The organism is Kaistella sp. SH40-3, assembly GCF_030686865.1.
In the GTDB taxonomy this organism is placed as follows: Bacteria; Bacteroidota; Bacteroidia; order Flavobacteriales; family Weeksellaceae; genus Kaistella.
Genome location: NZ_JAQYUS010000001.1, coordinates 269,780 through 294,117, shown reverse-complemented (window position 1 = coordinate 294,117; position 24,338 = coordinate 269,780). Strand labels below are relative to the sequence as shown.

17 protein-coding genes are annotated in these 24,338 nt (G+C 34.3%); 8 read left to right on the top strand and 9 right to left on the bottom strand.

What is annotated here, in order from left to right:
* Positions 1–18: 18 nt before the first annotated feature.
* Positions 19–1,155, bottom strand: a complete 1,137-nt coding sequence (locus tag PUH65_RS01275) for a tetratricopeptide repeat protein (protein WP_305518044.1) — start codon at positions 1,153–1,155, stop codon at positions 19–21.
* Positions 1,152–2,705, bottom strand: a complete 1,554-nt coding sequence (locus PUH65_RS01270) for a helix-turn-helix domain-containing protein (RefSeq protein ID WP_305518043.1) — start codon at positions 2,703–2,705, stop codon at positions 1,152–1,154. The genes PUH65_RS01275 and PUH65_RS01270 overlap by 4 nt, the downstream gene beginning before the upstream one ends.
* A gap of 282 nt (positions 2,706–2,987) precedes the next feature.
* Between PUH65_RS01270 and PUH65_RS01265 the strand changes: the two genes are divergently transcribed.
* Positions 2,988–4,265, top strand: coding sequence for a T9SS type A sorting domain-containing protein (locus PUH65_RS01265; RefSeq protein ID WP_305518042.1), 1,278 nt, complete (start codon positions 2,988–2,990; stop codon positions 4,263–4,265).
* A gap of 564 nt (positions 4,266–4,829) precedes the next feature.
* On the opposite strand, the gene PUH65_RS01260 is transcribed toward PUH65_RS01265, so the two are convergent.
* The 7 genes from PUH65_RS01260 to PUH65_RS01230 all read right to left on the bottom strand — a co-directional run bounded on the left by PUH65_RS01260 (position 4,830) and on the right by PUH65_RS01230 (position 12,054).
* Positions 4,830–5,468, bottom strand: a complete 639-nt coding sequence (locus tag PUH65_RS01260) for a lipoprotein signal peptidase (protein WP_305518041.1) — start codon at positions 5,466–5,468, stop codon at positions 4,830–4,832.
* A 2-nt stretch (positions 5,469–5,470) separates the two neighbouring features.
* Positions 5,471–5,668, bottom strand: coding sequence for a DUF2683 family protein (locus tag PUH65_RS01255; protein ID WP_305518040.1), 198 nt, complete (start codon positions 5,666–5,668; stop codon positions 5,471–5,473).
* A 2-nt stretch (positions 5,669–5,670) separates the two neighbouring features.
* Positions 5,671–5,919 carry a DUF6576 domain-containing protein gene (locus PUH65_RS01250; RefSeq protein ID WP_305518039.1) on the bottom strand — a complete coding sequence of 83 codons (249 nt, stop codon included), beginning with the start codon at positions 5,917–5,919 and terminating at the stop codon, positions 5,671–5,673.
* Positions 5,920–6,001: 82 nt separating this feature from the next.
* On the bottom strand, positions 6,002–6,382 hold the full coding sequence (locus tag PUH65_RS01245; RefSeq protein ID WP_305518038.1) for a TraR/DksA C4-type zinc finger protein: 381 nt from the start codon (positions 6,380–6,382) through the stop codon (positions 6,002–6,004).
* 62 nt (positions 6,383–6,444) lie between these two features.
* Complete coding sequence (gene ileS / locus PUH65_RS01240) at positions 6,445–9,945, bottom strand: isoleucine--tRNA ligase (protein WP_305518037.1); 3,501 nt, start codon at positions 9,943–9,945, stop codon at positions 6,445–6,447.
* A gap of 92 nt (positions 9,946–10,037) precedes the next feature.
* Positions 10,038–11,489, bottom strand: coding sequence for a sensor histidine kinase (locus PUH65_RS01235; protein ID WP_305518036.1), 1,452 nt, complete (start codon positions 11,487–11,489; stop codon positions 10,038–10,040).
* A 73-nt stretch (positions 11,490–11,562) separates the two neighbouring features.
* Positions 11,563–12,054 (bottom strand): DUF2062 domain-containing protein, encoded by a 492-nt coding sequence (locus tag PUH65_RS01230; protein ID WP_305518035.1) that lies wholly within the window; start codon positions 12,052–12,054, stop codon positions 11,563–11,565.
* Between the two features lie 127 nt (positions 12,055–12,181).
* On the opposite strand from PUH65_RS01230, the gene topA reads away from it, so the two are divergent.
* From topA to PUH65_RS01195, 7 genes are all read left to right on the top strand, one after another.
* A complete protein-coding gene (gene topA, locus PUH65_RS01225; protein ID WP_305518034.1) occupies positions 12,182–14,740 on the top strand; it encodes a type I DNA topoisomerase in 2,559 nt (852 codons plus the stop codon).
* 422 nt (positions 14,741–15,162) lie between these two features.
* Complete coding sequence (locus tag PUH65_RS01220) at positions 15,163–18,273, top strand: T9SS type A sorting domain-containing protein (protein ID WP_305518033.1); 3,111 nt, start codon at positions 15,163–15,165, stop codon at positions 18,271–18,273.
* Positions 18,274–18,356: 83 nt separating this feature from the next.
* A complete protein-coding gene (locus PUH65_RS01215) occupies positions 18,357–19,433 on the top strand; it encodes an arginase family protein (RefSeq protein WP_305518032.1) in 1,077 nt (358 codons plus the stop codon).
* 60 nt (positions 19,434–19,493) lie between these two features.
* Positions 19,494–21,038, top strand: coding sequence for a hypothetical protein (locus PUH65_RS01210; protein ID WP_305518031.1), 1,545 nt, complete (start codon positions 19,494–19,496; stop codon positions 21,036–21,038).
* A gap of 4 nt (positions 21,039–21,042) precedes the next feature.
* The gene (locus PUH65_RS01205; RefSeq protein WP_305518030.1) at positions 21,043–22,032 is read left to right on the top strand and encodes a glycosyltransferase; all 990 of its coding nucleotides are present in this window, start codon (positions 21,043–21,045) and stop codon (positions 22,030–22,032) included.
* A 16-nt stretch (positions 22,033–22,048) separates the two neighbouring features.
* Positions 22,049–23,179 carry an EpsG family protein gene (locus tag PUH65_RS01200; protein ID WP_305518029.1) on the top strand — a complete coding sequence of 377 codons (1,131 nt, stop codon included), beginning with the start codon at positions 22,049–22,051 and terminating at the stop codon, positions 23,177–23,179.
* 5 nt (positions 23,180–23,184) lie between these two features.
* The gene (locus tag PUH65_RS01195; protein ID WP_305518028.1) at positions 23,185–24,306 is read left to right on the top strand and encodes a glycosyltransferase family 4 protein; all 1,122 of its coding nucleotides are present in this window, start codon (positions 23,185–23,187) and stop codon (positions 24,304–24,306) included.
* The last annotated feature ends 32 nt before the right edge of the window (positions 24,307–24,338 follow it).

Sequence of the window (24,338 nt, the reverse complement as noted above, 5' to 3'; positions counted from 1 at the left end):
TCAGAAGTTTCTTTAATTTTACTGCTCAGCATTAGTGAGGTTTTCGATCGTGCTTTTTAAAAGTTTATTTCTTTTTTTATGCGAAAGAAAACTTCTCCCCAAAAATAAAATTGAAAGCGCAGAAAGTCCGAGAATCAGTACTTGATACATCTGAAACTTTGTTTGAGCACTGTTTGTTTTTTCTAAATTTTCTGAGGTTTGAATGTTCATGTAGCGATTGAGCGATTGTTCATCTTTTTTTTGTTTTTCTTGTTTTAATTCTAAAACTTTATCGCTGTAAAATTGATATTTCTCCCAATTGTTGATCGCCAAATAATTGTTAGCCATTAGTTTATAAATACCTTCGCTGAGGACGATATCGCCAATAGATTTTGCTAAATAATCTGCTTTATCCAATAAATCTAAAGATTTGGTATATTCATGATTAACATATAAATTCTCAGAAAGACCTTTAAAAGCGTAAGCTTCAATGCTTTTTGCGTCTGCGAGTTGTCCATATTTTATTGCTTCTGTAAAATAATAACTGCCTTTAGAATTTTGGTTTAATTCCATGTAGCAATAACCCATATTGTATAAGATGACGCTGATATTTGAGGAATTTCCTTTTGTCTGTGGTAATTTTTTTAAATAATTAACGGCTTGGGAAAATTTTTCTAAAGCCATTTCCGGATTCGATTGGCTTCTGTAAATCATCCCTCTAATCATATTATTAAACTCACGATTGTACGCTCTGTTTTTATCATCTGCAGGTAACTTCTCATATAATTCTTTTACTTTATCTAAAGTTTCTAAGGATTTATCGTAAAGCTGCATCTGTTGATATTGAACCGCAACAGAATTTAAAATTCGAATTTTTGTGGAAAGTAATGCATCAGAATTAATGAGATTTGTCGTCTTCATAATGAAATACAGAGAGCTGTCGATATCTCGTTTTGCAACATAAGCAGTGGAAATCATCATATAAAGATGCGCGATTTCATCAGCATTTTTTTCATTTTTTAAAAGTGAAAATGCGATTTTTATGGAGTCATTTGGGTTTTCATACAGAATATCATTTGCTCTTTTTATTTCGGCATCATTATTTTTTACTTGAGAAAATGCAGGTATTGACAAGCAAAATATAAAGCAGTAGAACAGATTGAAAAATAGTCTCATCTTGTTTGTGTTTTATTTACTTGTTGAATATAATCGTTTGGAGACATTCCGGTTACCGATTTGAAAACTACTGTAAATGTACTGTGAGAAGTAAAGCCGGTAAATTCTGCTAAATAACTTATTTTATATTGCCGGAAAGTAGGGTCGGAAGAAATGAGGTGAGCAATGTGATTGATTTTTAGTTCATTAATATACGTAGTGAAATTTTTCTCTTTAAATTTTCTAATGACTTCAGAAAGATATTTAGTATTCGTTTCAAGTTGAGCAGCAAGAAGAGGTAAAGACATGTTTTTGGCTAGAAATTGTTTAGATTCTTCAAAATCATGAAGTTTTTGCAGGAGATGGTCTTCTTTTTCTTTCGGGATGATTAAGGTTTTTTTGGTACTTATTTTTTCAGGTTCAACAATTGTATTTTCTTTTCGTGCAAAGAGTGTCTTTTGTTTTTCAAAAAATAAAACCTGTTTCTCCAGTGTTTTTTTCTTTTGTTTTTCTTGATAATTAAAAAAGAAAACCGTTGAAATAAATAGTAATGCGATACCAAGGGAAATATAAATCTCATTTTGCTTTTTAGCCATATAAGAATTGTAATTCTGAGTTTGGAAACCTTGACTTAATTTCATGATATTTCTGATGGCTTCATTTCTGTTTTCATCGATTATCGTTTGCGAATCTTCGTGTTTTTTTTGATATTCTTTGTGTCTATCGTTTTGTTTTAAGAGCAGATAATTTTTTGCTAGTCCAGCATAAATTTCATTTTTGATGATTAAGAAATCTGCAGTTTTAATTTTTTCTAAAGCTCTTTCTAGAATTTCAGTTGCGGCAACATATTCTTTTTTGGCAAACAAAATATTCGATTGATTCAAATAAGTGGTCGATAAAAGATAATTGTTGTTGGGATGTGCTTTTAGAATAGCCAACACTTCTTCGAAATATCTTTCAGCGGTTTTATAATCATTATTTTGAAAGTATATATTTCCCGCCAGAAGTTTGTTTTCGCAAAGAATAATATAGGTTTCAGGTGAATTTAAATTGATATGATTGTTGCTGAGTGTAATGTTTTCTAAGGCTTGGTCATTTTTTTTAAGAGCAAATAGATTGTAAGCATACAACTGGTAAACTTTAGCAGACCGGTAATTTTTTTTCTTTTTGATTTTCCTTAGGTCTTTTAAGATAGGAGCAACTAGAATTTCTGACTGCTCAATTAAATCAACGTCCTGGAAACATTTTATAACACCGAGATTAATAAGCAGTTGATCTTTTTTTTGCAAGTGGTAAGGAGTATTTACGTTTTCAAGTGCAATTTTAACTGCTTCAACATAATTTCCTTTTAAAGAATACGCTTCAGCCAGAATACTTTTGATGATGAGTTTTTCGTAGTATTGATCATCCTTAATGCTTATGTTTTTGCAAGATTTAATCCCAGCGTCAGGATCTTGATGAAGTTTTTCAATACTTTTCCCAACCATTATTTCGAAATCACTTTTCTTTTGACCAGATATAAAAACGATGCTGATCAAAAAAACAGCTGTAAATAATTGCTCCCACTTCATTTAGTAAAAATAATTTTTTTTAATGATATTCGGTGATTTTCTTATATATCTGTTATTTTTTATTTAGAAACACTGTGGTATTTGTCATAGTATGATTTAATTAGTGTGGATTTGAAATATTAGGCATTAGATTTTCTTGATTATTTTATTTTACAAAAGATTGATAATGAGTATTTTGTCCTTTATTGTTTTTGGGGTTTCGGGAAATACACAAGCCCTTTGTTAGAATGTGCAGGATAGATTAATTTATTTTTGGATTACAAAATAAAATATTAATTAATTATGAGAAAAATTTACTCAACCATTCTTTTAGTGGGCAGTTTAGCTATCGCCAATGCTCAGGTTTTTAACGCCGGAGAATTCGCTGCTATGAGTGATGTTTCCAATACTGGTGTTGCAGTAGGGAATGTAATGAACATGTATCATGTAATGTGGAATGAAGGAGATGGATTAGTGACCATCGGCGAAATTTCAGGAGGAGAACAAATTTCAGGAACGACCAGTATTTCGAATGATGCAAAGTATATTTCTGGAACGATGATCAATCCCGAGTCGGGAAAATCTGAAATGTCGAGGTATGAAACTTCTAGCAGGACATGGTCTTATTTAGGCCTCCTCGGTGAAGATACAGATGGGACTTCAGCTTGGGGAATGACCAGTGACGAATCTGCTGTTGTAGGTCTTGGTTTCATTTCTGGGTGGAAAGCTCATGCTATTAAATGGACGCAGGCAACAGGATTAGTAGATCTGGGTTCTACCGTGCCTACCGCAAGTTCCCGCGCAAATGCGATCAGTGCTGATGGAAGCGTAGTCGTAGGATGGCAAGATGATGATTACGGAGACCGATTTGCCGTTTATTGGAAAAACAACGTGCAAAACTTTATACAAAAAGATAATAATAGTTTTACTGGCGAGGGTCAGGCGGTGACTCCAGATGGCAGTACCATTGTTGGCAATTCAGAGGAAGAGGAAGGCGCTTTCGTTTGGAACGTTACAGATGGTTATACAAGTATTAAACACCCAGATCCCATGTATGTTGGTGGCGCAAGTGACGTAAGTGATGATGGTAAAACGGTTATCGGTTATTTTAGACCTTGGGGAGCACCAGCAACTGCTGGAGAAGGTTTTATATGGACAAAAGAAACAGGTACCCTAAATCTTAATGAATACGTTGCCAGTTTAGGTTATGATGATTTAGGAATTACGTTTGCTCTCCCATTGGGAATTTCTCCAGACGGAAAATATATCGTTGGTTTAGGAGCAAGTGATAATAGTATTAGTGGATTTGTTATTAAACTACCTGGTAATCTTGCTACTGGCGTAGTTCAAAATAAGGCTAAAGTTGCAATCTATCCAAATCCTGTTAAAAATGAAGTAACAATTGTTAATGCTGACAAAATAACGAATGTGGAAGTTTATAATGTTGCAGGACAAAGAATATTATCTTCTAAAATTGTGAAAAACAATCAATTAAATCTTTCAGGATTATCAAAAGGTACTTATCTCTTGAAAGTTGAAAATGCTGGGAAAACTGAAACAATCAAATTTATTAAAGAATAACTTATTTAAATTAAAAGTCTCCTAATTTCGAGACTACTAAAAAATTTCCTACCAATAAAAGGGCTTTTGCAATACTATTTGTAAAAGCCCTTTATTGTTTTTTTAAAAGGACTTTTTGGATGGCTTTTGTAATAATTAAAGTCGTTTGACCTTTAAAGAACTGCTTTAGATTGCGTAAGTCTTTCTATAATTTTCTTCTACCATTTCGTTTTTTTCTGCAACACCCTGATTTTCGTATAATTTTTCTAAACTGTTTGCAACACGCAGCTTAGAATCAGACGTATTTTGTGCTTATAAAAAAATAAACCTCGAAAATAGGAGAAGCGATATTTTTTAACAGTTTACACATCAACAAAAGTACTTCTTTTTAAAAGTAAAAATATTTTTTATGATTAATTTTTTGCTTCATACATTAGTGTTTTATCAACTTTAATTTATGAAGTATTAGATTTTAGATTTGATAAATTGCTAATTTTAAAATCAGTAAACTTTCAGAACAAAAAAATATTCGTTACGAAATAGTAACGAATATTTTTTATAAATTTTAAAATTGCTCTTTAATCATTAAAAATCTAAACCATTTGGCAGTGCTTTTTTTCTGAATATTAATAACAATGCAGCCCCGACAGTAATTGCCGAATCAGCAACATTAAAAATGTATTTAAAGAATTCAATATGTTTACCGCCAATTAAAGGGAAATTAGCTGGAACATTCCAATCTACCAACGGGAAATGAAGCATATCAACTACGCAGCCTTTCATAAATGTAGAATAACCTTCACCAAAAGGAACAACTTTAGAAATGCCGCCGTATTCAATCCATCTGCTAATACTTTCGTCGTAAACGGTTCCGCTGTCGAAAAGCATTCCGTAAAACATTCCATCGATTAAGTTACCAATTGCACCCGCAAAAATCATCGACATTGGAATCAATAAATAATTGCTGGCTCCTTCTTTCAACCATTTGCTGAACAAGTAAACCATTCCACCAATTAAAAATACGCGAACGATTACCAGAAAATACTTCCCGATCAATCCACCGAAGTGAAAGCCGTAAGCCATTCCCGGGTTTTCAACGAAAGTCAATTTAAATCCAGGAAAAACAGGAACGCTTTCACCCAAATTAAAATGAGTTTTAATATAAAATTTAGATACCTGATCGATCAAAAGAATGATGAAAGTAATTAGTGCTATTTTCTTCATTACTAATCGTTCTTGGGTTTGTCCTTAAAGGTTCTCGCAGGTTTTTCTGCTTTGTTTGATGAAGTTCTTGGTTCAGATTTAGGCGCAGTATTATGATTTCTGGTGTGAAATTTTTCATACCGAATGCCCATATCTTTCATTACGCTTTTAAGCGCATTGAGTTCCATTTGATTTTTTGGGTGAACTATAAGTGATTCCATTTTTATTTTATTTTTTTTGAAAGTTCGTCGAGTCGTTTTTTTTCTGCTGATGAAAGATCTTTCAATCCATTTTGTCCCATTTTATTAAGGATTTCATCAACTTCATTTTCAAGATCTTTTCTTTCAGAATTGTATTGATCGTCGATCGTGTAATATTTTTCCTTATTCGGAATAAATTTTTCCTTCAGGTCTCTTCGAAAGTAATAGATAAAAACAACTGCGACTGCAAGGATGATTAGAATTGTATTCATGAATTCAAAATATAAATGCACAAAGTATTCTACATAAAATTATATAGGATACTTTGTACATTATTCATGGTACACGGTGAATTTATCGCTGCATATTTTTAGCCTCGATACTCAATGTGGCGTGTGGTACAGCCATTAATCTTTCTTTCGGAATTAGTTTTCCCGTCACTCTGCAAATTCCGTAAGTTTTGTTTTCAATACGGATCAAAGCATTTTTTAAATCACGTACAAACTTCTCTTGTCTTCCGGCAAGAATCGCATTTTGCTCTTTGCTTAGGGTTTCTGCACCTTCTTCAAATGCTTTGAATGTTGGCGAAGTATCATCCGTCCCATTATTTTGGTCATTGATGAAACTCTCTCTGATAAGCATTAAATCTTTCTCTGCTTTATCTATTTTTGCCTGAATAATTACTTTAAATTCTTGTAAGTCGGCATCACCGTACTTTTGTCTATCTTCTCCCATGTCTTTATTTTTTAAATGATACAAAACTGCTTTCTTCTTCTTCGCAATTCACTATCAAATTATTATTTCTTTTGAACTTCTACATTAAATTTGATATCGTCAATCTCAATTTCGTTAAAATTTGAAAGTGAATTTACAATTTCTATTCTATCTGACAATACTTCTGCTGAAATATATGCATTATTGTTGATAATTTCTTTTTCGAAAGGATTTCCAGCTTCCAAGCGTATTGTAACTCTGTCTGTTAGACTAAAATCTTTTTCTTTTCTTAAATTCTGAATTCTATTGATGAATTCTCGCGCAATTCCCTCTGCTTTTAATTCCTCAGTAAGTGTTAAATCCAAAGCGACCGTTAATTTACCTTCGCTGGTAACCGTCCAACCTGGGATATCTTTGGTGAAAATTTCTACATCATCTAAAGAGATTTCATAACCTGCAATTTCCATTTTTCCTTCTTTTTCTAAAGTTGAAATCTGGTCAGCGGTAAAGTTTGTAATTTCTCCAGCCACCATTTTCATGTCTTTTCCAAGTCGCGCTCCCAAAGTTTTAAAGTTTGGTTTAATCTGTTTAATGATTAAATCCGCTGCTTCATCAGCATTAATGAGTTGCAGTTCTTTTACGTTTACTTCCTGTTTTACCAAATCTGAAACTGCTAAAATTTGTGCTTCCGTTTTCTTGTCCAAAACTGGGATCATCACTTTCTGAAGTGGTTGTCTTACTTTTATGTTTTCTTTCTTTCTTAATGAAAATACCATCGACGTAATTTGCTGAGCCAAATGCGTTTTCTCTACCAAATCCTGATCGATCAAACTTTCCTGAGCTTTCGGGAAATCACTTAAGTGAACTGATTCTGCACTATCTTTTCCGGTAATTTTATTCAAATCCTGATACAATTGATCCATAAAGAACGGCGCAACTGGAGCAGCAATTTTCGCTACCGTTTCTAAGCAAGTATATAAAGTTTGGTAAGCAGAAATTTTGTCTTCAGAATAATCTCCTTTCCAGAATCTTCTACGGCAAAGTCTTACGTACCAGTTGCTTAAGTTGTCATTAACGAAATTATTAATGGCTCTGGCAACTTTCGTTGGTTCGTAATCTTCGTAGAAAGAAGTCACGTCTTTTACCAATAAATTCAGTTCTGATAAAATCCAACGGTCAATTTCCGGACGGTTTTCTACGTCTTTTTCGACGTAAGTAAATCCGTCAACATTTGCATATAAAGCAAAGAATGAATACGTGTTGTACAACGTTCCGAAGAATTTACGGCGAACTTCATCAATTCCTTCTAAATCGAACTTTAAATTTTCCCAAGGATTCGCATTCGAAATCATATACCAACGCGTTGCATCGGGACCGTATTTTTCTAAAGTCGCAAATGGATCAACGGCGTTTCCTAACCGTTTCGACATTTTCTGTCCGTTTTTGTCTAAAACTAAACCATTCGACATTACATTTTTATACGCCACAGAATCGAAAACTGAAGTTGCAATGGCGTGTAAAGTATAAAACCATCCTCTCGTTTGGTCAACTCCTTCAGCAATGAAATCTGCCGGGAAGGCTTTATTTGAATCAATCATTTCCTTGTTTTCAAAAGGATAATGCAGTTGCGCATAAGGCATTGAACCTGAATCAAACCAAACATCGATCAAATCAGATTCGCGTTTCAATGGTTTTCCTGAAGCAGAAACCAAGATGATTTTATCAACAATATTTTTATGCAAATCAATCTTCGCATAGTTTTCTTTCGACATATTTCCAACCTCGAACGCCGCAAAAGGATTTTCGGTCATGAATCCCGCCTCCATTGATTTTTGGATTTCAGTCATTAATTCTTCTACAGATCCGATGATGATTTCTTCTTTCAAATCTTCAGTTCTCCAGATTGGCAAAGGAATTCCCCAATATCTTGAACGGGAAAGATTCCAGTCATTAACATTAACGAGCCAGTTTGCAAAACGTCCTTCACCGGTTGATTTTGGTTTCCAGTTGATGGTTTCATTTAATTCTACCAAACGGTCTTTAACCGCCGTCATTTTAACAAACCAAGAATCGAGAGGATAATATAAAACCGGTTTGTCAGTTCTCCAGCAATGCGGATAACTGTGAACGTATTTCTCTACTTTAAAGGCTTTGTTTTCAGTCTTTAAAAGAATTGCTAATTCTACATCCCAAGATTTCTCAGGTGCAGTTCCGTTATCGTAATATTCGTTTTTAATGAATTTCTCTGCAAATAATTCCGGTGTATTTCCACCTTTTAGAAAACGACCTTGCAAGTCAACCAAAGGAACAAGATTGTCGTTCTCATCTTTGATCAGCATTGGCGGAATATCATTTTCTTTCGCAACTCGCGAATCGTCTGCACCAAAAGTCGGGGCGATATGTACGATTCCTGTTCCATCTTCTGTAGTGACAAAATCTCCAATAATTACGCGGAATGCTTTGTCTGCATTTTCTGCAGGTAAAAACCATGGAATCAACTGTTCGTATTCTGTTCCGGCTAATTTATCACCGGTAAATTCCATTAAAACTTGATAAGGAATTGTTTTATTTTCTGAACTGTAGTTTTTGAAATCTTCGTCTGTTCCTTCAAAATATTTTTTACCGAAATTCTTCTGTACAAGTACACTCGCTAAAATAATGTGGATCGGTTCAAAAGTATATTGGTTAAAGGTTTTCACCAAAACATATTCAATATCACGTCCAACTGCTAACGCGGTATTTGATGGTAAAGTCCAGGGAGTGGTCGTCCAGGCAAGAAAATACACATTTGCTTTTGGTTTCTCAGCCTCGAATTCTTCCCAATGCAATGCGCCACCACAAGAGGCTCCAGCGATTTCGGAAGGGTCAATATTTGATTCTGGATAAGCAATAGCGGAAAATTTTTTCCAGGTTTCGCTCGCGTTTTCAGGGGCGCGTTTCAATTTAAATTGCGCAACCACAGTCGTGTCAGAAACATCACGATAAGTTCCGGGCTGATTCAATTCATGAGAAGATAAACCGGTTCCTGCCGCCGGGGAATACGGTTGAATCGTGTAACCTTTGTACATTAAATCTTTATCGTAAAGTTGCTTCAAAAGCCACCAAACGGTTTCCATGTATTTCGGTTCGTAAGTAATATACGGATCTTCTAAATCTACCCAATATCCGATTTTTTCCGTCAGATCATTCCAAACATCGGTGTAGCGCATTACTGCATTACGACAGGCTTGATTGTAATCTTCTACAGAAATCGTCTTTCCAATATCTTCTTTGGTAATTCCCAATTCTTTTTCTACACCTAATTCAATAGGCAAACCATGCGTATCCCAACCGGCTTTACGAAAAACCTGTTTCCCGTTTTGGGTTTGGTAGCGACAGAAAATATCTTTCAGCGCTCTCGCCATCACGTGGTGAATTCCGGGCATTCCGTTAGCAGAAGGCGGACCTTCATAAAAAACGTATTCCGGTTGACCTTCGCGTATATCAACAGATTTTTTAAAAGTCTGATTCTTTTCCCAAAACTGGGTAATGTTCTCGGCAACGGCTGTTAAATCGAGATTTTTATATTCGGTAAACTTCTTCATTTTCAAACAGTTCAATAAGAAATATTCTAATTAATTAAGGTTGCGAATATAATGATTTTTGGGGAATTATGCCATAGGGAAATTGCTAAAGATTACTGAGCGGGAATCTCTAAAACGACCATGGTTCCTGTTGGTTTATCCTCTTTGTGCAAATCATGGTAATCGATTTTGTAATATTTAGAGCCGAAATAGTTTTTCAGCATTCCATCTGCGATTTTTGTTCCTAAAGATTTACTTGAGTTTTGATGACGAATTTTATTTTTAGCCGCTTCTTTTCTGCCAATACCATTATCTATAATTCGTATTTCGATATGTTCATTTTTAGATAAAACATGTACATCGATTTTTTTAGTTTCCAGTAATGCAACGCCGTGCAAAATCGCATTTTCTATGAACGGTTGCAAAACCATTGGCGGAAGTTTAATATCTTCTGGATTAAGGTGCTCATCGATGATTATGTTGAAATCAATTTTTTTATTGAACCTTAAGTTTTCGATATCCACGTACACTTTAATTGTTTGTAACTCTTGTTCTAAGGTAAAATCCTTCACCGTAGAAGAAACTAAAATTGTACGAATGATTTTTGAAAATTTGGTAAGGTAGTTTACCGCATTTTCGGTATCATGTTCTAAAATATAATATTTAATGGAATTAAGTGCATTGAAGATGAAATGAGGATTCATCTGCGTTTGTAGAATGGAAAGTTTTAAATCAGAAATTTCCTGTAAGTATTTAATTTGTCTATTTTCAACCTCGAGTCGTCTTTGATTTTCAATATTTATTTTATCCTTTAATTCAACATTTTTTTGCATTTCTGCAATGAGGTTTCTATTATACGCAACTTTTTCGCGATAATTATTCCGTTGCCGGCGTCCTAATGCAAATGAAAAAGCAATATTTTCTACCAGCAATCCGAGGTAATAAATAAAGTCCCCCATTTTTTTAGTCAAATTTAAAAATGGTAATTGGCGAATGGAATGTTCTCCTAAAATGGAGCAGATGAATAACATAATTCCACCAAAAATAATGTAATATTTAAGTTTGTTTTTAATTTTAGTTAGGATGTAAAACGATACTATTGTGTGAGCAGTAATGAGATAAGGGAATGTTTTTTTAAAGGTTTCAAAATAAAAATCAGTAATGCCAATTTTAAGGATAATAAAAGTGACAGTTGCAATAATTATTAAAATAAAGGGTGGGTAAATTATTATTTTATGCCAGGTTTTATTTTTCTTTTTCACTTTCAGAAACTGGGCGAAGAATAAAAAATAAAGACTGTTGAAAATGATGGTGAAAAGTTGCTTCGACCGAAAATCAAAACCAAGATAATTAGAAAGATCATGTAGAAAACCACTTTCGGCAACTGAAATATAAGCCAGGAAAGAAAAAAAAGTGTAGAAACTATAGAGTAAATAAGATTTGTCACGGTTTTGAAAAAACAAAACCATGTGGTAAGTCGATAACATTAATAATCCGCCAAGAACAGCATAGAGAAGGCTGCCGTAACTGTCTCGCTCGATAATGTTGTTAATTGCTTCGAACATTTTTTGGAGGAATTAATTGTTAGAACTTTTATTAATTTTTTCTAATTATTAAAAGTATCATTTTTAAATAGATTTACTTCATTTTTTTATTTTGAGGTTGAAACTTTTCAAGAATAAAATAAGACAGGAATCCGAAAACGATCGAACAGCATGTTGCTAAAATAAAACTACCTATAATATATTGTGTTAAATTATTTTTGATGAATTCAAAATCAAAACTTTGATTTTCTAAACTGGTTGTATTGCTCACAAACGGCTGACCGACCATCATCGCTAAAAATATAATCAGCGGAATTAACGGAGGGAAAGTGATTTGTGAAGCCATGAAAGTCAACAGTTTATTCATTTTAAAATAAACCGATAAAGTAATTGCTAAAAAAGAGTGGAATCCCCAAAATGGAGAAAGTCCAATAAAAAGTCCCAAAGCGATTGATTTTGCTTTAGTTTCATTGTTGCCATCACTTTCCAATACATTTTCTTTAAAGAATCTCTTCAAACCTTTTCTGCGAAAATAGCGGTAGAACACTTTCTGACTCTGAATGGTATTTTGGATGAATTTTTTCAAAAGTAAGTTGTTGTCACAGCAAATGTAAGGGTTTTGTTTCTTTTATATTTTAATTTAAAACTATTGAAAAAAGTCATAAAACCTTTGTATTAAAAAAAAACTTCTACTTTTGCACAAAATTCCGAGGATGTCAAAAAATTTAGTGATCGTAGAATCACCAGCAAAAGCAAAAACGATTCAAAAATATTTGGGAAAAGATTTCGAGGTGAAATCGAGTTTCGGACATATCCGTGATTTACCTAAAAAAGGAATGGGAATCGACCTGGAAACCTTCACCCCAGATTACGAAGTTTCTGCTGATAAAAAGAAGTTGGTCGCGGAGTTAAAAGCCGCGGTGAAAAAAGCCGATATTGTTTGGTTGGCTTCGGATGAGGACCGAGAAGGGGAAGCAATAGCCTGGCATTTGGCACAAGAATTAAAACTGAAAGAAGAAAATACGAGAAGAATTGTATTTCATGAAATTACAAAAAATGCTATTCTTAAGGCGATTGAAAATCCAAGAACTATTGACCAAAACCTGGTAAATGCGCAGCAAGCCAGAAGAATTCTCGATAGAATTGTTGGTTTTGAAATGTCACCTGTTCTTTGGAAAAAAGTAAAAACCGGACTTTCAGCAGGTCGAGTACAATCGGTTGCAGTTCGTTTGGTCGTAGAACGCGAATTAGAAATAAGAGGTTTTAAACCCAAATCGACTTTCAAATTAGAAGGAGTTTTTCTTAATGATAGTAAACAGGAAATTACCGCAAAACTTAAAAAGGATTTCGTTCAGGAAAAAGAAGCCGAAGACTTTTTAAATCAATGTAAAAGTACCGATTTCAAAGTTTTAAATGTTGAAATAAAACCGGGAACCCGCACCGCTTCAGCACCTTTTACCACCTCAACTTTGCAGCAGGAAGCGAGTAATAGATTAGGTTACGGCGTAACTGCAACTATGAGAGTGGCGCAGCGTTTATATGAAGAAGGATATATAACTTATATGAGAACCGATTCCGTGAACCTTTCGCAAGAAGCTATTAACGGAGCAAAAGCGCAAATTCTTTCTGAATACGGCGAACAATATTCTAATCCAAGAAATTATACGACTAAATCAGCCTCTGCGCAAGAAGCTCACGAAGCAATTCGTCCGACTGATTTTTCAGTTAAAAGTATCGGTGATGCACAATTAAATAAATTATACCAGTTAATTTATAAAAGAACTTTGGCCTCCCAAATGGCGAATGCTAAAATCGAAAAAACCGTTATCGAAATCGGTAATGCTCAACTTCCACAACATTTTGAAGCACAGGGCGAAGTCATTGTTTTCGATGGTTTCCTAAAAGCGTACGGAATTCTAAAAGCAGAAGATGACGATGAAGAAAACAACGAAAAGTTGTTGCCGAAAGTTGCGATAGGAGAAGAGTTAGATTATAAAAAAATAGAAGCGACGGAAAAATTCACACGTCCTTCTGCAAGATATACCGAAGCAGGTTTGGTGAAGAAGTTAGAAGAGCTCGGCATTGGTAGACCTTCAACTTACGCACCGACCATTCAGACGATTCAGAATCGGGAGTATGTAGACAAGCGAGAAATCCTACCACAGGAGCGAGAAATTATGAAGATGACTTTAGGAAAAACCGATCTTAAAAAGGAAGTGGTGACCGAGAAGTTTGGCGGTGATAAAAATAAATTTGTTCCGACTGATATTGGCGAAGTGGTAAATGAGTTCCTGACGCAAAATTTTGCTGAGGTTCTTGATTATGGATTTACGGCAAAAGTGGAGCAGGATTTTGACCACATTGCAAATGGAGAAGAAAAATGGAAAGAAGTTTTACAAGGATTCTATAAAGATTTCCATCCCAGAATTGCTGATGTAGAAGAAAATGCAGACCGTGCAAATGGAGAAAGAATTTTAGGGGTAGATCCGAAAACCGGGAAAAATGTTTTGACCAGGATTGGCAGATTTGGACCCATGGTTCAGATTGGTGAACAGGATGATGAGGAAAAACCGGTGTTCGCAAGTTTAATGGCGAGTCAGAATATCGCGACAATCACTTTAGAAGAAGCACTGGAGTTATTCAAAATCCCATTTGATTTAAATGAGTTTGAAGGTCGAAGTGTAACCATTAGTGTTGGGAGATTTGGACCTTATGTGAAATGGGGTGAAGCATTCATCAGTATTCCAAGAGGGGAGGATCCGCTTTCTATTACGCAACAAAGAGCCGAGGAAATTATTAAAGAAAAGAAAATTGCTGATGCGCCGATTGCCAGTTATAAAGGAGAACCGGTAACAAAAGGAACGGGGAGATTTGGTCCGTTTATTAAATACCAATCTTTGTTCATTAACGTTCCGAAGCGTTATGATTTTGAAAACCTTTCCCAAAACGACATTAATGAATTGATTGAAGCCAAGTTAGAAAAAGAAGCCAACCGATATATTCAACAATGGGAAGAAGAAAAAATCTCCATTGAAAACGCGAGATGGGGACCAATCGTAAAACATGGAAAAAATATTTTTAAAATCCCAAAAACGAAAAGCGACGAGAAATATACGGTCGAAGAATTGGCAACAGTTTCATTAGACGAAGTTAAAAAATGGATTGTCGCTCAAGATAAAAACGCGTTTAAGGTAAAGGCTAAAAAAGCACCAGTCAAGAAAGCGGCTCCTAAAAAAACGGCTGTTAAAAAAGTTGCAACTAAAAAGAAATAGTTATTCTTTTACAATATTCTATAAATCCCACTGACGAGTCAGTGGGATTTGTGTTTTCTGTAGTTATTTGTTGGTTATGTGTCGTTTTTAGTGTATTATAATTATAATTTTATGATTATTTATGTCAGTTGATTAGTGATTTACCGTGCTTTTGTATTAAACAGATAAATTTTATAAAAGTTTTGTAATGAAAGATTGATGTCGTTTAAAAAATATACTTATCTCATTTACAAAATGTTAAAGTAATGTTAACGTGATGATGACAAAGATCAGGTAGTTTAAACAGTCAATTTTTTCGCAAGTTTCTGATAATATGTAGTTTATATTTATATATTTGTTACCACACAAAAAGAAAGAAAAACGAACAACACACAAAAGATGTTAAAAAAATAGCAATATTAATTTGTATAATTTTTTTAATAATGAGAAAGAGTAAACTGTTAGTTTTTTGTTTTATCGCGCAATTCGGCTATTCGCAAGTCCCGAATGAAGCCAAAGCACCCAATAGTTATATTTATGATATTGGTCTAGCACAAGCCAACAATTATGGAGGTTTAGAGATTCCGGTTTCTAAAGCCTACAAAATGTGGGAGAGTTATGAATACTTAAAATCCAATGGTTCCGCAAATCCTATTCCTGCTGGTACTCAAAGTGCATCTATTTATTGGGAAGATGTTCCGGGGCTCATTGAACATGTAGAAATTATACCTGGTACTGATCCCTCAAAATCCAAAATTAAAGTTGAGGTTAATAAAGGAATTGGAAAAGGAAATGCAGTTGTTGCTTTTAAAGTAAATGGTACCATTTATTGGAGTTGGCATATTTGGGTTACCGATAATCCGGAGAATGGAGTTACCTACAATTACGGTATTGAAGCCGATATGGACTTGAATCCTATCACCATTCAATATATGGATCGAAATCTAGGCGCAACATCCAATAGTTTCTTAGATAATCAATGGCAAAAATCCGGTGGATTGATGTACGAATGGGGAAGAAAAGATCCTTTTCCTCCATTAGTTTATAAAGATTCTTATTTCTATGAAATTTCTGGTGAAGTAGGTGTGTTAAAGCACAAACAGATTGATCCCGTAAATACAATTCCTGTTAAGGTGAGACCTTTTGATGAAATTGAAAAAAATATTCAATATTCAGTGAACAACCCCATCACCTATATTATTAATACTGACAACACTGGAAACTGGTTTTCTAGTAGCAGATATAAAGTTGCGGGAGCAAGTCCAAATTATATGACTTGGGATTTATGGTCAGACAATGCAAAAGGAGGAAATAGTAATGCAAACAGTTCAAGTACGGTTTTAAAAAATGAAAGCCGTTCCTATGAATTAAAATCAGAATTGGATCCTTGCCCGAATGGTTGGCGGGTTCCATCTTATTATGGAAGAGAAACACAGAATAATAATTTAGCCTTTTTTGGAAAGAAGGATTGGCAAAATGATGACAGCAATGTAAATTTAAGACAACTTTTTCCTAATTCTCAAAATGCAAGTCTTAATGGTGTTAAAGTCTATCCTGGTTTAGGAATGGATTTTACAAATGCACAGGGCGGATCCAGAAATATTGGAGTTTTACCAATTTCGGGGGGTTATGTTTATTATCCTAATTCAGCGGCACCAACTGCACCGGTAGGCGTTACTTTTCAGGATAATGGAGCAAATGGTGGATTGTGGAGTTCAACTTTTGCGTATGATGGTGCAAGATTATTTTCTATGATTTCTGATCCATTACGTACGAATACTAATGTTGGTCTTCATGCAATCTACATTAATCAAACCAACCCTACCAAAGCAGGGAATGCAGTAAAATGCATGAGAGATCCGAATATGGCAAAAATTGGAAATTTTCCAACGCAATATTATCAGACCAATAGAGATAAATTCAAGGATGGTTTAGATAATCCAAATTCTTATATAGTAATCAATCAAAATCATTTGCAAATTCCTGTTAACAAAGCGTTTGCTGTTTATAGTCAGTTGCTTTCTAATCAGGAAGAAATCGCTTCGGATAATTTGATGGCCAAAGTTTTATGGACCACCAATTCAAATCTAATTACTGCGGTGAAGGTTATTCCCATGGGTAAAGATCGTAGGCTTTCTTTGATTGATCTAGAAATTAATCCTGCTGAAAAAGGGAATGCTGTAATCTCTTTGCATAATGATGATCTTGGAGCACCTGCCCTTTGGAGCTGGCATATTTGGGCGCCTGAAGATGATCCAACAGCCAATTCAATTACTTATACTACAGAAGCACCAATTCCTACTGCTTATAATTTTGTAAATGCGACTAACAGTAAATTACCTGCGATTAAAACAGAATTTATGGACCGGAATCTAGGTGCAGAAAGTAGTGTGTTGGAGTCAGGTTTAGCAAATGGCCTTCATTATCAATGGGGAAGAAAAGATCCGATACCAAACTTTTTGACGGCAAATTCTCAACTCATTCATAGTACGAGTGGTGGTGGTAGAGTTCCAGTACAAAATTCACCAGTTAAACCGCCAAGACCTAAAAACATTACCATTAGTGCAAAAGAATACGGAACAGATTATACCGATTCTTATGAAAACTATGGTTCAAAAAGTGCCAACAAGAATAAAAAGATTCGCGAGAATATTATCTATTCTATCAATAACCCAATGCGTTTTCTTTATCAAAATAGTACAGGAAATCTTTATGATGGAGGTAATCATTATGCAAATGATCTTTCAAAAGTAAACGATTGGGTATCTGATGAAAGAGGTGAGGCTGATAACCGATGGGGGCATGCTGATGAAAAATCACCTTTCGATCCTTGTCCGGATGGATGGCGCGTACCAGATGTTTCGTTCACTAATCTATATACAGGATCCAAAGGAAATTCTCCGTGGTACAATGGATATAAAAATGATGCTTACGGAAAACCGGGCGTTATTCAGGATCAATGGCATGCCATAAACACATTCTATGGTGGGACGATTGAAGGAGAGTACGGCTGGAAATTTACAAGCCCAACCTATAATATTGGTGCTTTTCCGAAAGATGGAATTCGAGGTGAGTTAGGTGGAAGGAATATTCAGATGACGCGTACTGGAGTTTGGACTGCCTCGCTAGCAGACTATAATACAGGATTTGCCTTGGCGCTACAATTTCAGGGAAATACGATGCAAACTGGTACTGGTGTTTATCCGCAAGCAGGAATGAGCGTTAGATGTGCAAAAGATGAAAAGCGGCTTTTGGGTAATCCAGTTCAAGGAAATAAGCAGCCGATTGTAGTTGAAGATAAACCACAAAGTGTAGTCGCGCAGCAAATTGACAATCAATTAAAAGTGTATCCAAATCCGTTCAAAGACCAATTCAATATTAAGGGTAAAGATGTTGAATCTGTAGAATTATACGATTTAAGCGGTAAGTTATTATTGAAAACAAAACTGGTAAATGGAACGGTAAATGCCGGAAATCTACTACAAGGAATTTATATCGTTAAGATTATCATGAACGATCAGTCTTTTGTTACCAAAAAAATGATCAAGCAATAATTATTATTTCATTTTAAAGTAAAAGCATCACCGTTTGGTGGTGCTTTTTTTGTTATTTTTGTTCAAAATCTATAAACCTCATTATGAACCTCGAAGATATTCTAATTCCACCAAGAGCAATTGAAACCGAAAAATGGCAACTCGGAAATACTATTTTTAATGAAATAAAGGAAAATTCAATCGTATTGGTTTTTTGTTCTGATTATCGTGGGATTGAAAATGGAAGCGCAGAAATTCTCGATTTCAGAAAAGTAAGAAATGAACTTTATCGATTGTCGAAATTGGATTTCGAAATTCCAGTTTGTGATTTAGGAGATTTAATTTCCGGTAAATCTCATCAGGATACGCATTATGTTTTGCAGGAATTTTTATCGATGTGTCATAATAAGAATGCGATTCCTGTGGTTATTGGCGGAAGCAATGATTTGGCGCTTTCGCTTTTTTCAGCGTTAAATTTTCATCAAAAGAATATTAACTATACTCAGATTTCTAACCTTATTTCATTGGTAAATGATGGCGAGGAGTTAACAGAGAAAAATTTCCTTTCTAAAATTTTAAGTTCAAAAACCTTTAGCATAAAAAATTATCATCATCTCGGTTATCAGAAACATTTGAATGAAATGGATTCTGTGAAATTAATGAAAGAAGTAGAATTTGATGTCGTTCGTTTGGCTGAATTAATGAACAGCACAGAAAAAACCGAGCCGTTTTTCCGTCGGGCAGATTTGGTGACTTTAAATTGTGACGCTGTAGAAAGTATGGGTGATGGCTTTTCGGTTAATCCACAAGTGAATGGTTTAAATAAACGAGAAATCTGCGCTTACATGAAAGAAATCGGTCTGAGTCAGAAATTGAAATCAGTCGGAATTTTTAATTATAACGTCAATTCACGACATTTTTTAAATCACCAACTTTTAGCACAAATGATTTGGCACCTTATTGAAGGAATTAATATTCAGAAATCACATCCTGTTGAAAAATCTTTTGAAACCTATTGGATAATGATTGACGATGAGAAATATGCATTCCAGCGCGAGACTTTCAGTGATCTTTGGTATTTTGGGGATGAAGAGAAAGTAGAGAAACTGATTCCGTGTTCGCTATCGGATTATGAAACAGCAAAAAGAGGAATTATAAATCCTCGTCTTCTGAGAAATTAAACCGATTCTTATGCGGTTTCGTGGATAGATTAAAATTCTTATTTTTGACGCTTAAACACAATGATGAAAACCGCTCTGTCAAAGATTTTTAACACTCCTTTCTTGCTCATTTTTCTTGCCGTTTTCGTGAAGATTCCTATGTTTTTTACGAAGAATATTCAGGAGGATTCTTTTATTACTTGGCGGGTTGCGCGAAATTTTGTTAAATATGGCGTAATCGGTTTTAGTGGTGATGAAAGAATTTCTGCTTCTACCACACATTTGTACGTTCTTATTACTGCGTTTTTCCAATTGGTTTTTGGCGAAGGATTTATTTATCCGGTGCTTATTTTTAGCGGGATTCTTTTTGCAATCGGTTCTTGGTGGTTGGCGAAAATCCTTTTCCCTAATGAAATAATGAAGCGTGGTTTTTTCTTTCTATTGCTCAATATTACACCGCCCGCTTTAACTGCTTCTTTCCTAGGAATGGAATATGGGATTTTATTTTTCCTATACAATGGATTAATTTATTTCGGACTTTTTAAAAATAAAAAATGGGCGTATTTCCTCTTTCCAATTCTTTTGCTTTGGACGAGATTAGACGCTGTTATCTTTCTCGGGATTTTCTTTTTGGGGGATTTGTATCTAAAAAGGAAAATCAACTTCATTTATATTTTGGGCGGAATTATAGGCGTTGTAACCGTTGTTGGATTTAATTATTTGTATTTTGGTGAAATCGTAAACCATACTATTACTGCGAAAAAGATTGCTTATAAAAATTTAATGCAGAATAACAGTCTTAAATTTTTGCTTTATCAATGGGCATATTATGGTGGATTAATTAAGAAATACGGAATCTTTACGTTTTTGCTTTTCGTAGCATTTCTTACCTTTTTGGGATATGCGATTTTTAAAATTATTAAAAATAATAAAGTTGGAACCTTAACTTCAAAACTTGTTTTGGTTTTAATTCTCGTTTTTGCACTTACTAAAATTACTCTTTTCTCCTTTCTAAAAGCCTATTTCGATTGGTATTATTGGCTTCCACGAGTCTTTCTTTTTGCGGTGATATTGTATTATTTTTTGAATATTAATATCTGGAAAAGGAAAAGTGTTCTTGTTGGGATTTCAATTTTATTTATCGGACTATATTTTTTTCAAATGGTCCAATCTTGCACGATTGGTTATATGGAAGAACGGCAAAGAATGACCATTGCTGCAGATATTAATAAAGATGAGGTTGGTATTGAAAAATCCATTTTGTTGGAGCCGGCGGGAATTATTCCGTTTTATACCCAACTTTATACTTACGATGAAGTTGGTTTGGTGAATGCGCGAATCAATGATGAAATGCTGAATGATGAAGATTATTGGTGGATTAATTCAGTGAATAAATTTCATCCTGATTATATTTTAACCATTGCTAAAAAACCTGGAGATAACGATAGTTTTTATAAAATAAAGCCAGAAAGCATTGCGCAGTTTGATCACGATTATGAATTGGTGAAAGTTTATCCAATTGCAAAAATTCATGACAATGCACCTTTTGTTTTAAAATGGATTTATCAGTTAAGACCAATTGGTAAAGATTATTTTCTTTATAAAAAACGTACTGAAAAACCATAATCTCATGCCGAAAGTTTCCATTATTGTTCCCGTTTATCAAGTTGAGAAATACCTTAGGAAATGTTTAGATTCTTTGGTGAATCAAACTTTGGATGAAATTGAAATTTTGGTTGTTAATGATGGCAGTCCAGATCATTCACAATTGATCATTGATGAATTTCAAGAACGATATCCTTTAAAAATTAAAGCATTCCTAAAAGAAAATGGAGGTTTAAGTGACGCCCGAAATTTTGGTTTAGATAAATCGAACGGAGAATTTATTGGTTTTGTTGATAGTGATGATGAGGTATCAAAAACCATGTTTGAAGAAATGTATTCTTTAGCAAAAAAGTATGATGCAGAAATGGTTATTTGCAATCTGCAGAAAGTTGATGAAAAGAGGAATGTTACTCAGCAATTAACTCAGATTCCGAATATGCCTGAGAAAATAGATTTAAAAAATAATTTTTCAGTGTTTTCTGATCTCTCTTATTTTGCCTGTAATAAAATTTTTAAAAGCGAACTTTTTAAAAATAGAAGATTTAAAAAAGGAGTTCATTTTGAGGATATTCAGTTGATTCCACAATTATTATTGGATTGTAAAACGGTTGCACAAACTCAAAATTACCATTATCAATATTTAGAACGATCCGATTCAATTACAAAAACACATACCAGAAAAGGTCTCGATATTTTGAAGGCTGTAGAAGATGTGATTGTTGCTTTTGAGAACTCCCAGTATTCAGATAAAAAGATAGAACTAAAGAATTTCAATATTTTGGAAGGTGTTTATTCCTACTTGGCGTATTTGGCTTTTGTAAAAGAAGATGATGTTTATCGGGAAATGAATAAGGCGTTAAACAACTTTATTAAAAAGCATCATATTTCTAAGCGAAAAATATTCACCTATCAGCGCTACGAAAAGAATTATCTCTTATCTTTACCGCTAAAGAAAAAAATTTATTACATCCTTTATTTTACAGGACTCGGTCAATTTGCGAGAAAATTAATATAAACACAGAAATTTATTGATGCCAATTCTACATCCTATTTTCATAATCATTTTCCTTTTTCTTGCCTTTGCGAGTTACTGGGAAATTTTTCGATTAGAGAAAAAGCAGAGTATTTTTGTTTGGATTGCTGGGGTTTTAGTAATTGCAGCTGTGGGTTTTCGTCTTAATGCCGGTGCAGATTATCCAGTTTACAAAATGCTTTTTTCTGGCTTTGCAATTTACACCACTTATGGTGATGTTTTAGACAAAGCGCTTTTTCGCTCCAGTTCGGAAGAAATTGAGTGGATCTTTGTTTTGATCAACAAATTGGTATTCGATTTCGGACTGCCTTTCTACATTGTAACATTTATAATGGCTTTGATTGCAGTGAGTTTAAAGTTTACTGCGATTTATAAAAATGTCGCCTTTCCAACTTTAGCTTTGATGTTTTATTTTATGCCTATTATGTTTTTTGAAGATTCAGGACAGATGCGGCAAGGATTAGGAATTGCAGTTTGTGTGGCCTCTTTTAAATTCATCAAAGACCGTAATTTGTTTATGTTTCTCTTATGCATGTACATTGCTTTGGGATTTCATAAAACATCAATCGTGTTTTTGCCGGCGTATTGGATTGTAAAAATTCCTATGAATAGGAAAAGAATATTTTGGGTTTTGGTGGTTGCCCTTTTATCTTCTCCTTTAGAGTTGTATCGACTAGGCGGTGGATTGTTCGGTTCTATAGCACCAGACGATCTTTCGGGTGCTTATACGGGTTATTTAGATGATCGGTATTATGGAACAGAAGTAGAGACAGGACTTAATGATATTGTTAAATTGTTTTTTATTGGTATTTTAATTAAGTATGATAAAGAAGGATGCGATCGGGTTTGGTGGTATGAATATATGAGAAATTTAGCGGTTTTTGGGCTCGCTTTATTTTATTTCTTTAGATCCAATCAAATTTTTGCGGTACGGCTTCCCGGAGCCTATATGTTTTTTGTGACCATGTTCTGTATGACCAGTATTGTTTATGCCGTAAGAGGTAGAACTAGACAAATTCTTTATTTAGGATTTATGACTTATTTTGTGGCGATGTTTTTTTACTTTGGTAAAGGTAATGGTGCCAGAGGAGGATTTTCAAGCGATAATTATACTAACGCACTTTGGTAAATACGATGAATGAAATAGTAAAAGACGGATTAGAAAACTTGGGAATTTCCCTTTTTTATGCAAAATTATTTTTGGGCATGGTATCGTCATTTGCGCTAACTTTTTTTTCTATTCCAACCATCGTAAAGATTTCGCGTAGAAAAAACTTGATGGATGAGCCCGGTCTTAGAAGTTCTCACCTGCGAAAAATACCAAACCTGGGAGGTGTCGCTATTTTTTATTCTTTAGCCGTATGCGCTTCTATCTTCGCTTTTGAACTTTTTGACCTCTATAAATTTTTGTTTGCTTCATTAGTCATCCTATTGTACATCGGTGTGATGGATGATATTGTAGTCATGCGAGCCTACAAAAAACTGTTGGCACAAATAATCGTGACTGCATTGATGGTGCTTGGTTCTGATGTTAGAATCAGAAGTTTTTTCGGAGTATTTGGAATCTATGAATTGAGTTATACCTTCAGTGTTATTTTCAGCATGCTAACCTTCATTCTTTTAATTAATGCTTTTAATTTAATAGACGGTATTGATGGTTTATCTGGCGGATATTCAGTAGTTTGCAGTGCTTTGTTCGGTATTAGTTATTTTCGCTTAGGTGAATTTAATTATCCGTTGGTGGTTTTGTCCGCGGTGATTATTGGGTCGGTTATTGGTTTTTTATATTATAATCTTTCGCCCAATAGAAATAATAAAGTATTCATGGGAGATACTGGATCGATGATTCTGGGCTTTTTATTAGCTTTTACTGCAATTTGTTTTATCGATATATTCATCGATAAAAAACTCCCGGAAGTTCCCAGATATTTCCTTCAATCTGCACCAGCTGTAACGGTTGCTATTTTAATTCTTCCTATTGTTGACACCCTAAATGTGATCATTATTCGTTTGATTAAGGGACATTCTATATTCGAGGCTGATAAAAACCATATCCATCATTCTCTTTTAGAATTGGGCTTAACGCATCGTAGATCCTCTGCTTATATAATGGTTTATTATCTATTTGTTGTTGGTGTTGCCTATTATTTAAGACATATCAATGTGAATTATTTGCTCATCGTCGTCATAGTACTAGGATTCATAGGAGCTTATATTCCCCGCGTTATTTTACGAACTAGAAAGAAAACCTATTAATAATTTGTTATTTTTGCAAAACTACATTACAA